Origin of the sequence: Bacillus cereus (assembly GCF_007678085.1) — a bacterium.
GTDB classification, from domain to species: Bacteria; Bacillota; Bacilli; order Bacillales; family Bacillaceae_G; genus Bacillus_A; species Bacillus_A cereus_BE.
The window spans coordinates 37,898-50,728 of record NZ_VEDW01000006.1 but is presented as its reverse complement, the minus strand read 5'-3'; the positions used below and the strand labels follow the sequence as shown (position 1 = coordinate 50,728).

Here is a 12,831-nt window from a genome sequence, read left to right as displayed (position 1 = left end):
TACTTCAGGGAGTTACACCGTTTCACTATCTTCTACCACATTCACACTCGCCTCAAACTTATCAAGTAATGCGCGTACTTCATCAGTTGATTTTGTGCTCATCAATTGATTTCTTAGTTCAGCAGCTCCTGGGAAGCCTTTTACATAAATTTTGAAGAAGCGATGTAGTCCTGTGATAGAACGTGGTAATACTTCTGCATATTGATCTTGAAGATCAAGTTGTAGTCTTAAAAGATCTAGATGTTCTTTACTGCTATGCTCTCTTGGTTCTTTTTCGAAAGCAAATGGATTTTTAAAGATACCTCGTCCGATCATAACACCATCAATGCCGTATTTTTCAGCAAGTTCCAGTCCGATTTTACGGTCAGGAATGTCTCCGTTGATTGTTATTAGCGTATTTGGTGCGATACGGTCACGTAATTTTTTAATTTCCGGAATTAGTTCCCAGTGCGCATCCACTTGGCTCATTTCTTCTCTTGTACGTAAGTGAATAGACAGGTTTGCGATATCTTGTTTGAAAATATGCGTTAACCAATCTTCCCATTCGCTTAACTCTTTAAAGCCCAGTCGCGTTTTTACGCTGACAGGTAGTCCGCCCGCTTTTGCTGCTTGAATAAGTTCTGCCGCAACGTCTGGACGTAGAATAAGGCCACTACCTTTTCCTCTTGATGCTACGTTCGGTACAGGGCAACCCATGTTAATATCGATGCCTTTAAATCCTAACTCTGCCATACCAATACTCATTTGACGGAAATATTCAGGATTATCTCCCCAAATATGCGCCACGATCGGTTGTTCATCTTCTGTGAAAATTAAACGGCCACGTACACTTTTCATACCTTCTGGATGACAATAGCTATCCGAGTTTGTGAACTCTGTGAAGAATACGTCTGGGCGACCAGCTTCACTTACTACGTGACGAAAAACAACGTCTGTCACATCTTCCATTGGTGCAAGTACGAAAAATGGTCGTGGTAAATCACGCCAAAAATTATCTATCATTTCAAATTCAAATCCTCTCACTATGAATGCAATTTCAAACTCTCAATAAACCAAAAAGCAGATGGTATAGATTTTCCTATATCAACTGCTTTCCTATTATACCAACTTAAGCCAAGCTACACACTCCACATGAGTTGTATGCGGGAACATGTCAACAGGCTGTACTTCCTGCGTTTTATATCCGCCTTCTTCTAGTACTTTTAAGTCACGTGCTAATGTTGCTGGGTTACATGATACGTATACGACGCGTTTTGGTTTCATGTCGATGATTGTGTTAAGTAGTGCCTCATCACAACCTTTACGCGGTGGATCTACGACCATTGTGTCAGCGTTTACGCCTTCTTTGTACCATTTTGGAATGACTACTTCTGCTTCTCCTACGCCAAATTCAGCGTTTGTCATGTTGTTTAATGCTGCGTTTCGGTTTGCGTCTTCAATTGCTTCCGGGACGATTTCAACGCCGTACACTTTTTTCGCTTTTTGCGCTAGGAATAAGGAGATTGATCCAATTCCGCAATAGGCATCAATTACTGTTTCGTTGCCATCTAGTTTCGCATATTCTAACGTTTTATCGTATAACACTTTCGTTTGTTCTGGGTTTACTTGATAGAATGAACGTGCTGAAATTGCAAATTTAATGTCACCGATAAAGTCATAAATGTATTCTGATCCGTACAGTACTGTCGTTGTGTCTCCGAAAATAACGTTTGTACGTTTTGTGTTTACGTTTTGAACAATCGATTTTACTTCTGGGAATTTCGCTGCAATTTCTTCAATGATTGCTTTTTTGTTTGGTAGTTCTGCTGTACGAGTAATGAAGACAAGCATAATTTCCCCTGTTACTTGTCCGTAACGAGCCATTACGTGGCGAAGTGTTCCTTTATTACGCTCTTCGTTGTATGCCGAAATACCATGTTTTTCACAAATACGTTTTACTTCCTGGATTAATGTATCGTTTTCTTCAGCCTGAATTAAACATGATTCCATATTAATGATGTCATGTGTTCCTTGGCGATAGAAACCAGCTACAAGTCCACCTTCACGTTCTCCAATTGGTACTTGTGCTTTGTTACGGTATACCCATGGGTTCTTCATACCAAGTACAGGGTGCACAGGAACATCGCTTAATCCGCCAATACGCTGCATAACGTCACGTACTTGTTTTTCTTTCGCTTGTAATTGTCCTTCATATGTTAAGTGCTGAAGCTGACAACCGCCGCACTGATTGTACACTGGGCATTCTGCATCTTTACGATACGGACTCTCTGTATGAAGATTCATTAAACGACCGAATGCGAAGTTTTTCTTCACTTTAATAATTTTAATTTGTGCTTCTTCACCTGGTAATCCGTTTTTCACGAAAATAGGATAGCCTTTTACTTTCGCAACACCGGCACCATCATGTGTTAAATCTTCAAATACTACATCTATAAACTCGTTTTTCTCAACTGGTGGCGTCATTTTTGTACTCATTTTCCGACCTCTCTTTTTCATAACACTGCGTTACATTTTATCATACTTATATGGTCTATTTCTATCGGAAGAAAAAAAGCTATTGACGATAGTTCTCTGTTAATGTTACGCTACTACTAATTTAATACGGACGATGTTACCTCATATATACTCGATAATATGGATCGAGAGTTTCTACCCGGCAACCTTAAATTGCTGGACTATGGGGAAAACTAATGAATATTAGCCTATGTGCAAAAAAGGACTCATATTGATTAGCTTTCTCTCATAGATGAAAGTGAATCCATATGGGTCTTTTTTTATTTTTATTTTTCTAAAAGGTCAGACATCTTACGTATGACATAAAACCTCTTTGTTTTATTTTTAGTAATATAACGAGCGTTTTATGTACAAACTTTATACGAACTTCTGAAAGGGGCAACTACATGCAATATGTAATGAGCATTATCGGTATTCTTGTCGTTTTAGGTTTATGCTTTGCTTTGTCAAACAATAGAAGTAAAATCAACTTCCGTGCAATTGCTATTATGATTGGTTTTCAAATTTTAATCGGTTGGTTTATGTTTGGCACAAAGATTGGTCAACAAATCATTATTTTCATTGGTAAAGTTTTCAACAAACTAATTAAACTTGGTACGACAGGCGTCGATTTTCTCTTTAATGGAATTCAAAGAGATTTTGTCTTTTTCTTAAACGTATTATTAATTATCGTATTTTTCTCAGCACTACTTTCTATCTTTAGTTATTTAGGTGTTTTACCATTCATCGTTCGTGTTGTCGGCGGTGCAATTTCAAAAATTACTGGTTTACCACGCGTCGAGTCATTCCACGCAGTAAACTCTGTATTCTTCGGTTCAAGTGAAGCGTTAATCGTTATTAAAAATGATTTACAGCATTTTAACAAAAACCGTATGTTTATCATTTGTTGTTCTGCGATGAGCTCAGTTTCTGCTTCTGTTACAGCATCATACGTAATGATGTTAGATGCGAAATATGTACTAGCAGCTCTTCCGCTAAACTTATTCTCAAGCTTGATCGTTTGTTCGTTATTAACACCCGTTGATACGAAGAAAGAAGATGAAGTGATTCAAAAATTTGATAGAACTTTATTCGGTGACAGCTTTATCGGTGCAATGATTAACGGTGCGCTTGATGGTTTAAAAGTAGCTGGTATCGTTGCCGCATTAATGATTGCCTTCATCGGTGTAATGGAAGTTGTAAACTACGTAATTAGCGCAGCTTCAGGTGCAATAGGATATGCTGTTACGTTACAACAAATCTTCGGTTATATACTTGCTCCATTCGCATTCTTAATGGGTATTCCAACTCAAGATATTATCCCAGCTGGTGGTATCATGGGTACGAAGATTGTATTAAACGAGTTTGTAGCAATCCTTGATTTAAAAGATGTTGCAACAACATTATCTCCACGTACAGTTGGAATCGTTACAGTATTCTTAATTAGCTTCGCAAGTATTAGCCAAATTGGTGCGATTGTTGGTACAATTCGTGCCCTTTCTGAAAAACAAGGAAGCATCGTTTCTAAATTTGGTTGGAAAATGTTATTTGCATCAACACTTGCTTCTATTTTATCTGCGACAATCGCTGGATTGTTTATTTAATAAAAAACTCCACCTAATTTAAGGTGGAGTTTTTTGCTACCTTCTATATGTATTTTCATGTAAATATCACCCCAAAAAAATAAAGTATTTTTTCCGAAATATCCCAAAAATGTATTCCCCTATATATTCTATAGTGATATGATGGACAAGGGTATAAATCAAATTTTTAGAACCAAAAATTTGATTTAATGTCACTTATACGAACGATGGTTTCATGACATAAGTGATGATAATCAAATCACAATAGAAGGATGATAGAATGAAAAAATATACATATATCGCTTTACTTTCTTCTGCTATTCTCGTAGGTTGCAACACTAGTAGTACTAGTGATAAACAAATAAAAGAAGCAACGGCGAAACAAACAGTTGAACAAAAAAAAGCGAAAGCAGTTGAACTTCCTTTAACACAAGGGATTATTACATGGGATCCGTATGAATATAACGCACAAAACACCACGATTTATACAAAGGATTTAAGAGATTCATTCAAACAAGTACGTTACAATATTTGGCGTACTGCTGATGGTCCTGAAAGCAAACAAACTTTTACTTCACAAGAAAAAGAACGTGACTTTGCCCTCCCACTACATTTAAAATCATTTCATTTAAAACGTGGCGAATTCCAAATTGAAACAGTAGGAATCAAAGAAGATAATACTGAAACAAATCTAGTAACATCTAAAATTATATTCCAGCAACATGTACCCGTTTTAATGTACCATGCGATTGAAAAATACCCTGGGCCAAGTGATGGGGATTACGGCTTATATGTACCACCTGAGCAATTCGAAAAACATATGCAATATTTGAAAGATAACGGTTATACGATGCTTACGTTTGAACGTTGGAATGATATAAATCGTGTAAATAAACCTGTTTTTGTAACGATGGATGATGGTCGAAAAAATAATATGAATGCTCTTCATATTTTACAAAAATTAAAGGATGATAGATTCCAACCTACGGCTACTGAATTTCTTACTGCAAACGAGATAGACAAACCAAATCGCCTATCAACAGATGATATAAAACAAATGATGGATTCAGGCATTTTTTCTATTCAATCGCATACTGCTAATCATACGATGATGGCTTATTCCAGTAATTATGATGAGGAATTACGTGGTTCAAAAGAAAAAATTGAAGCTCTTACTGGTAAAAAGGTCATCGCTCTCGCTTATCCAGTAGGTTCTTATAATGATCCAGCTGTTGAAGAAACGAAAAAATATTATGAGTTTGCAGTAACTACTGATCACGGTAATCACATTACAAAAGGGATGCCAAACGAACAGTATTTAATTAAACGCCATTTTGTAGGGCCTAATACATCGATGGAAAAATTCATATCTCTTATAAAGTGAAACTTTAATCACCCCTCACCAATTGGTGATTTCACTAAAATATGGTAGAAATAACTCTATTAAAAGTCACTAACCTATCTCATTACTAAAATGATATGATGAACAAGGGTATGTCCCCACCTCTCTTACAGCGGTGGGGATTTTAACATATAAGTATGCAACATAATACACAATAGAAGGTGATTTTATGAGGAAATACGCAGCAATCGCTTTATGTACGTCTGCTATTCTAGCAGGTTGTAATACTAACAATGTAAGCCAAGAGCCTAAAAAAGAGAAAAAGGTTCAAGAAACTAAGAAACAAGAAGTGACCGTAGAAGAACAAGGGAAAATTTCTTATACTCCAATTACACATGAATCTACAAACACTACTATTCACATGACAGATATAAAAGATACTTTAACTGAGGTACAATATAAAATTTGGCGAACTGCTGATGGAAAAGAAACTGCTAAATCCTTGTCTTCAAAAGAAAGGGAAAAGCAATTTTCACTTCCCTTTGACATAAAAGAATTTGAAGCAAAACGCGGTGAATTCCAAATTGAAGCAATAGGAATGAAAGCAGATGGGAAAACCATTCCACTCACAAAATCTGCTATTACCTTCGAGCAAAAGGTTCCCATTCTTATGTACCATGCAATCGATGATTATTACGGACAAGGTATTAAAGATTTATTCGTATCACCCGCTAACTTTGAAGCCCAAATGCAATATTTAAAGGACAACGGCTATACATTACTAACTTTTGAACACTGGGGCGATACGAATAAAGTAAATAAGCCTATCTTTGTTACATTTGATGACGGTATGAAAAATAATATGAATGCATTTCATATTTTACAAAAACTAAAAGACAATACGTTTAAACCAACAGCAACAGAATATATGATTGTTAATAATGTTGATACCGAAGGCTCTCTTTCTACATCTGACATAAAAGAAATGGTTGAGTCCGGTATTTTCTCTATGCAATCTCATACTGCAACACATGCAGACTTGCCAAAGATTACAAACTATGAAGAAGAATTAAAGGGATCGAAAGAAAGGCTAGAAAAAATAACTGGTAAGCCCGTTATCGCAGTTGCTTATCCATTTGGTCATGTAGATGATAAAGTCGTTGCAGAAACGAAGAAATATTATCAATTTGCGACGACAACAAAATCTGGAAAGTTTATTACAAAAGGTGAACCCGATGAGTTGTTAAAAATGAAGCGTGTTCGTATACACCACACGACGACCGTAGAACAATTTGCTTCTTCAATTAAATAACGATGAGAGCTCAATATATTTTGAGCCCTCTTTTTACGCCATATTTATATATATTTTTTGAATTTTCTTGTATTATATATAGTAAGAAATCTTTCAAATTAAAGGAGATTATACATATGTCATTTGAACAAACGTTAGAGAAATATGCTGCCCTTGCAGTCAATGTTGGTGTTAACATTCAACCAGGACAAACATTATCAATTAGTGCACCTCTTGAAGCTGTACAATTTGTACGCCTCGTTACAGAAAAAGCATATAAATCTGGTGCAAAACACGTATATGTGGATTGGAATGATGAGACGTTAACACGCTTAAAATTCGATCTAGCTCCTGAAGAAGCATTTGCTGAGTTCCCATCTTGGAAAGCACACGCTCGTGAAGAATTAGCAAAAGAAGGCGCTGCATTTATGTCTATTTATGCAGAAAACCCAGATTTATTAAAAGGTGTAGAAGCAACGCGTATCGCAACAGCTCATAAAGTAGCTGGTGAAGCAATGAAAGTATACCGTGATTACGTACAAGCTGATAAAGTAAGCTGGTGTGTCATTTCTGTCCCTACGAAAGAATGGGCTGCGAAAGTATTCCCTGACGTCGTACCAGAAGAACAAGAAGCAAAACTATGGGATGCTATTTTCAAAGCTACTCGTGCTGATTTAGAAAATCCTGTAGAAGCATGGAAAGAACACGATGCAACGTTACATACAAAAGTTGATTACTTAAACGAAAAGCATTATAAAGCTCTTCACTATACAGCTCCTGGAACAGATTTAACAATCGAACTTCCAGAAAAGCATGTATGGGCTGGTGCTGGTAGCTTAAATGAAAAGAACGTACCATTTATGGCGAACATTCCAACTGAAGAAGTATTTACAATGCCACTTAAAACAGGTGTAAACGGCCAAGTATCTAGCACAAAACCGTTAGCATTTGCAGGTAACATTATCGATAACTTCACATTAACATTTGAAAACGGACGTATCGTAGACTATAAAGCAGAAACTGGTGAAGAGGCTTTAAAACATTTAGTAGAAACAGATGAAGGTTCTCACTTCTTAGGAGAAGTGGCTTTAGTACCTCATGACTCACCAATTTCAAACACAAATGTTTTATTCTACAATACGCTATTTGATGAAAACGCATCTTGCCACCTTGCAATCGGAAGTGCTTATGCATTCAACTTAGTTGGTGGAAAAACAATGTCTAAAGAAGAACTTGCTGAAAACGGAGCAAACACTAGTATTACACATAACGATTTCATGATCGGATCAGCTGATCTTGATATTGACGGTATTACAGCTGACGGAAGACATGAACCTATCTTCCGTAAAGGTAACTGGGCATTTTAATACAAATAAAAAGCTATCTTCCACACTGGAAGATAGCCTTTTATGATGCCGATGAAACCTTAAGTCCAATTACCCCTAAAACGATAAAGAGAATACAAAACGCTTGGAATAAGCTAATGTGCTCTTTAAAGAAATACACGCTAATGATTGTAATAAGTAATGTTCCTACCCCAGACCAAATCGCATAAGCGATACTTAAATGAATTTTTTTGACAACGATAGCAAATACGCTGAAACAAATTCCATAAAATACGAAAATAAGTACACTTGGAACGAGCTTTGTTAAGCCGTTTGATAATTTCATCGCAATTGTTCCAGCTACTTCAAAAATAATTGTTACGAGTAATAATAGCCAATATACCATACTAGAATCTCCTTCTCTGTTACCTTATAGAGATTCTAGTATACTACTTATAGTCCTAATGAAATATATTTAATTTCTAAATATTCCTCGATACCGAAATGGCCTCCTTCACGGCCAATACCACTCTCTTTAAAGCCACCGAACGGAGCTTGTGCAACTGATGGAAGTCCATCATTTAATCCGATAATACCGTACTCTAATGCTTCGCTAATTTGGAATGCTTGACTAATATCTTTTGTGAAAATATAAGCAGCCAAGCCATATGGTGTATGATTTGCACGTTCGATTACTTCTTCAACCGTTTTAAATTTCGCAACTGGTGCAACCGGTCCAAATGTTTCTTCATTCATACAAAGCATCGTATCGGTCGCCAATCCAATTACAGTTGGTTGAATAAAGTGACCATCTAGCTCTGCAACCTTTTGGCCACCAAATAAAACTGTTCCACCCTTCTGGATAGCATCTTCAATATGTTCCTGTACTTTTGAAACTGCATTCTCATCAATAAGTGGTCCTACAGTAGTTCCGTCACCGAAACCGTCTCCTACTTTCAACTGCCCTACTGCCATTTGGAACTTCTCTACAAATACTTCATACACTTCTTCCTGAACAAATACTCGGTTTGTACATATACACGTTTGTCCTGCGTTACGGAATTTCGAACTGATTACCGCCTCTACCGCTTTATCTAAGTCCGCATCATTCATAACAATAAACGGCGCGTGACCACCTAACTCAAGTGAAACCTTTTTCATCGTTTGTGCAGCACTGGCCATTAATTCCTTCCCAATTTCCGTGGATCCTGTGAAGGAAACCTTTCGAACACGTCCATCTTCCATCCACGTATCAGCAATTGCTTTCGCACTGCCTGTTACAATATTTATTACGCCTTTTGGAATGTCCGCTTCATGAGCTAATTCAGCTAATTTCAACGCAGTTAACGGCGTTTGACTTGCAGGTTTTACAACTGCCGTACATCCTGCTGCAAGCGCCGGGGCTACCTTTCTCGTAATCATAGCAGCCGGGAAGTTCCAAGGTGTAATAGCTGCCATAACCCCAACTGGTTGCTTCATAACTAAAATACGTTTATTTGGATGAGAAGCAGGAATCATTTCACCATATACGCGTTTTCCTTCTTCTGCGTACCATTCAACAAAGCTATTTGCATAATTCACTTCACCAAGTGCTTCTGCAAATGGCTTTCCTTGTTCTCTCGTCATAATCGCTGCAATCTCTTCTTTATTTTCATCAATAAGTGTGAACCATTTTTTTAACTTCACTGCACGGTCTGCTGCTGTTAACTTAGACCATGATTTAAAAGCTTCATGAGCAGCATCAACAGCTTGCTTTGCCTCCGTTACCCCACCCCTTGGTACTGTCGCAAATATTTCCTTCGTTGCTGGATTATTTACTTCGATTTGTTCTTGCAATGTAATCCACTCACCATTTATATACATCGCCTTTTTCTCTACATTTACAAACGTCGCTTTTTTATCCAATGTTTTCTTCCTCCTCTATAATTTTCTTTATCTTCCTAGTGGCAGCAGATTGACTTATTTTTAAAAACTCCGCTACTTTATAACTCGATCCATATGTTTTATACGCTTTCAAAATAATATTACGTTCTACTTCTTCTAGCATTTTATAGAGACTTTGACCGGACTGTTCAACCGTTGATTCTTGCATCGCTATTGGCAAATCTTCGATCGTAACGATGTCATCAGCAGTTATAACAATTCGCTCAATCACATTTTCAATTTCTCTATTATTTCCTTCCCACGGGTAACCGACAAACATTTGTAATGTGCTAGGTGCTAATTTTACATTCCGGCCATATTTCTCGTTAAAGTGCTGTAAATAATGATAAATGAGTGGCAAAATGTCTTCCGTCCTTTCCCGAAGTGGCGGAATTAAAATTGGAATGACATTCAGACGATAATATAAATCTTTCCGGAATGTTCCTTGTTTCACCATCATACTTAAATCTCTATTTGTTGCCGCTACAATTCTAACATCCACTTTTTTTAATTCTCTTCCGCCAATAGGACGAAACGTTTTTTCTTGCAACACTTGCAAAAGCTTCGCTTGAATTTCAAGCGGCATTTCGCCAATTTCATCTAAGAAAAGAGTTCCCCTATGCGCAGACTCTAATAATCCCTTTTTCCCTTCACGATTCGCACCTGTAAAAGATCCACCTGAGTATCCAAAAAGCTCTGATTCAATTAAATTCGTTGGCAATGCCGCACAGTTAATTTCATAGAAACTTTCATTCTTCCGATTACTCACTTCATGTAAATGACGTACTAATCGACTCTTCCCTACTCCTGTCTCACCTAATACGAGAACTGTACTATCTACCACGGATACTTTCTTGATTGTCTCCACTATTTTTTGCATAGCGATACTTTTAAAAATAAGCCCTTCATGTTCATATGTTTCTCTTAATTCTTTTTTATATGTTTTTAACTGATTATCCATTTCCTCTACCTTTTGACGTAATTGGTAGAGTTCTGTAAGATCACGAGAATAACTAATTACTCTTCTTAAATTTCCCTCATTATCAAAAACAGGCCTTGTACGAACGTGTAAATACTCTCCTGATTTTGTCGTTTGAACGAGTTCAATTGGTCTCTTTTTTTCAATTACTTCTAACGTTGCCGATGGATAAAAGATACCATCCTTCTGCAATTCTTTCACATGCTTACCTACTAACTCTTTAGCAGCTAGTTGATAGTGCCTTTCACATGTACTATTTACACGCACAACGATTCCCTTTTCGTCAGTCACAAAAATTTCGTCAAACGCATATTCAAATACATCTTGTAAATCCATTAACACTCGTTCCTTTTCTCCAACCATCCTAGCCACCCCTAACTTCCAATCCATCGATTCACTTCACTACTTTTATTATAAAGTGAATTTTCTGCATTTTATATAGAGTCAGCTAGAATGTTTGCAATTTATTATTTAGCTTTTAAACACGAGCAGTATTTGCTTTCTCATAACAGACTTGCAGTGATTCTTCAATTATTGTTAACCCTTCTTCAAGTTGCTCATCTGTAATAACTAACGGCATTAACACACGAATAACATTACCGTATGTTCCCGCTGATAGTAGAAGTAATCCGCGTTTGTTTGCCTCTGTGCACAAGTTAGCTGTTAACGTTTTATCAGGTGCCTTCGTCTTACGATCTTGAACGAGCTCGAATGCACACATTGCTCCTAAACCGCGCACATCACCAATGCAATTATATTTATTTTTCATCTCTTCGAATCGCTTCATTACGACTTTTCCTAATTCTATCGCTCTATCATTTAAATTCTCTTTTTCTATTACATCGAGTACCGCTAATGCTGCTGCACATCCTAGCGGGCTTCCTGCATACGTTCCACCAAGCTCTCCCGGCGCAGACTCATTCATAATTTCTTTACGTCCAATAACACCACTAATCGGTACACCAGCGCCTAATGATTTAGATACCGTAATTAAATCTGGAACGACATCATAATGATCAATGGCAAAATATTTTCCTGTCCGGCTAAATCCTGTTTGAATTTCATCTGCTACAAATAAGATGCCGTGTTCTGAACAAATATTACGTACTTCTTGAACAAACTTCTTACTTGGAACGATAAATCCGCCTTCCCCTTGAACAGGTTCCATTACAACGGCTGCAATTGTTTCTGGTGCTACTTCTGATATAAAGAAGTTCTTGAATTCTTCAATCATAAAGTCATCGTACTGCTCTTCCGTTAGTCCTTCTGGGCGACGATATTCATAGGGGAATGGTGCTTTATATACTTCAGGAGCAAATGGGCCAAATCCAAATTTATATGGTTTTACTTTACTTGTCATCGTCATTGTCATTAATGTACGACCATGGAATCCTTTAGAAAATGCGATAATACCAGGTCTTTTTGTATATTTACGAGCGATTTTTACCGCGTTCTCAACTGCTTCTGCACCACTATTTAAAAATAGTACTTGCTTATCAAAACTTCCTGGCGCTAATGCCGCAAGTTTTTCTGCTAATTCAATATATGGTTCATACATCATGACATTAAATCCAGTATGAATATATTGATCTACTTGTTTATGAAGCGCTTCTTTAACAGCTGGATGACAATGTCCTACGTTAATTGTTCCGATTGCCCCCGCGAAATCAATATACTGATTGCCATCAACATCTGTTACAAGAGCACCATTTGCAGATTGTACAAACGTTGGGATGCCGTTACTTACTCCTTTTGGTACTATATTTTGGCGGCGTTCTAGTAAAGACGCTGCTTTCGGTCCAGGAATTTGTTCATTTACTTTAGCAAATTTTTTTGTGTTCATTACGTACCCCATCCTTTTCTTTACATTGTTTTCTCTTTTCATTGCAAAATGT

10 protein-coding genes and 1 riboswitch are annotated in these 12,831 nt (G+C 37.1%); of the genes, 4 read left to right on the top strand and 6 right to left on the bottom strand.

The window, feature by feature from the left end:
- Positions 1–12 precede the first annotated feature (12 nt).
- Together FS742_RS23585 and rlmD are read right to left on the bottom strand one after the other, a co-directional pair.
- A complete protein-coding gene (locus tag FS742_RS23585) occupies positions 13–1,002 on the bottom strand; it encodes a tRNA dihydrouridine synthase (protein ID WP_144615450.1) in 990 nt (329 codons plus the stop codon).
- Between the two features lie 96 nt (positions 1,003–1,098).
- Positions 1,099–2,475 carry a 23S rRNA (uracil(1939)-C(5))-methyltransferase RlmD gene (gene rlmD / locus FS742_RS23580; RefSeq protein ID WP_144615448.1) on the bottom strand — a complete coding sequence of 459 codons (1,377 nt, stop codon included), beginning with the start codon at positions 2,473–2,475 and terminating at the stop codon, positions 1,099–1,101.
- 121 nt (positions 2,476–2,596) lie between these two features.
- A riboswitch (purine riboswitch) is annotated at positions 2,597–2,698 on the top strand.
- Between the two features lie 202 nt (positions 2,699–2,900).
- Here rlmD and FS742_RS23575 point away from each other — a divergent pair.
- The 4 genes from FS742_RS23575 (at position 2,901) to FS742_RS23555 (ending at position 8,076) form a co-directional block, all read left to right on the top strand.
- Complete coding sequence (locus tag FS742_RS23575; protein WP_144615446.1) at positions 2,901–4,097, top strand: NupC/NupG family nucleoside CNT transporter; 1,197 nt, start codon at positions 2,901–2,903, stop codon at positions 4,095–4,097.
- 259 nt (positions 4,098–4,356) lie between these two features.
- Positions 4,357–5,460 (top strand): polysaccharide deacetylase family protein, encoded by a 1,104-nt coding sequence (locus FS742_RS23570; protein ID WP_144615444.1) that lies wholly within the window; start codon positions 4,357–4,359, stop codon positions 5,458–5,460.
- 187 nt (positions 5,461–5,647) lie between these two features.
- Complete coding sequence (locus FS742_RS23560) at positions 5,648–6,730, top strand: polysaccharide deacetylase family protein (protein ID WP_144615440.1); 1,083 nt, start codon at positions 5,648–5,650, stop codon at positions 6,728–6,730.
- Between the two features lie 116 nt (positions 6,731–6,846).
- A complete protein-coding gene (locus FS742_RS23555) occupies positions 6,847–8,076 on the top strand; it encodes an aminopeptidase (protein WP_144615438.1) in 1,230 nt (409 codons plus the stop codon).
- Positions 8,077–8,116: 40 nt separating this feature from the next.
- Here FS742_RS23555 and FS742_RS23550 read toward each other — a convergent pair whose 3' ends face one another.
- The 4 genes from FS742_RS23550 to gabT all read right to left on the bottom strand — a co-directional run bounded on the left by FS742_RS23550 (position 8,117) and on the right by gabT (position 12,779).
- Positions 8,117–8,440, bottom strand: a complete 324-nt coding sequence (locus FS742_RS23550) for a DMT family transporter (protein WP_000263262.1) — start codon at positions 8,438–8,440, stop codon at positions 8,117–8,119.
- A 47-nt stretch (positions 8,441–8,487) separates the two neighbouring features.
- Positions 8,488–9,939: an NADP-dependent succinate-semialdehyde dehydrogenase gene (gabD, locus tag FS742_RS23545; RefSeq protein WP_144615436.1), complete on the bottom strand. Its 1,452-nt coding sequence runs from the start codon at positions 9,937–9,939 to the stop codon at positions 8,488–8,490.
- Positions 9,932–11,299 carry a sigma-54 interaction domain-containing protein gene (locus tag FS742_RS23540; protein WP_144615434.1) on the bottom strand — a complete coding sequence of 456 codons (1,368 nt, stop codon included), beginning with the start codon at positions 11,297–11,299 and terminating at the stop codon, positions 9,932–9,934. Before FS742_RS23540 ends, gabD begins: the two co-directional genes overlap by 8 nt.
- Positions 11,300–11,414: 115 nt before the next feature.
- On the bottom strand, positions 11,415–12,779 hold the full coding sequence (gene gabT, locus FS742_RS23535) for a 4-aminobutyrate--2-oxoglutarate transaminase (protein WP_186327210.1): 1,365 nt from the start codon (positions 12,777–12,779) through the stop codon (positions 11,415–11,417).
- Between the last annotated feature and the right edge of the window lie 52 nt (positions 12,780–12,831).

Bases quoted from the DNA above. Each gene is read 5' to 3' on its own strand.
- FS742_RS23555 (WP_144615438.1), top strand. From the start codon at position 6,847: ATGTCATTTGAACAAACGTTAGAGAAATATGCTGCCCTTGCAGTCAAT.
- FS742_RS23540 (WP_144615434.1), bottom strand. From the start codon at position 11,299: ATGGTTGGAGAAAAGGAACGAGTGTTAATGGATTTACAAGATGTATTT.
- FS742_RS23575 (WP_144615446.1), top strand. From the start codon at position 2,901: ATGCAATATGTAATGAGCATTATCGGTATTCTTGTCGTTTTAGGTTTA.
- rlmD (WP_144615448.1), bottom strand. From the start codon at position 2,475: ATGAGTACAAAAATGACGCCACCAGTTGAGAAAAACGAGTTTATAGAT.
- FS742_RS23560 (WP_144615440.1), top strand. From the start codon at position 5,648: ATGAGGAAATACGCAGCAATCGCTTTATGTACGTCTGCTATTCTAGCA.
- gabT (WP_186327210.1), bottom strand. From the start codon at position 12,779: ATGAACACAAAAAAATTTGCTAAAGTAAATGAACAAATTCCTGGACCG.
- FS742_RS23585 (WP_144615450.1), bottom strand. From the start codon at position 1,002: ATGATAGATAATTTTTGGCGTGATTTACCACGACCATTTTTCGTACTT.
- FS742_RS23550 (WP_000263262.1), bottom strand. From the start codon at position 8,440: ATGGTATATTGGCTATTATTACTCGTAACAATTATTTTTGAAGTAGCT.
- FS742_RS23570 (WP_144615444.1), top strand. From the start codon at position 4,357: ATGAAAAAATATACATATATCGCTTTACTTTCTTCTGCTATTCTCGTA.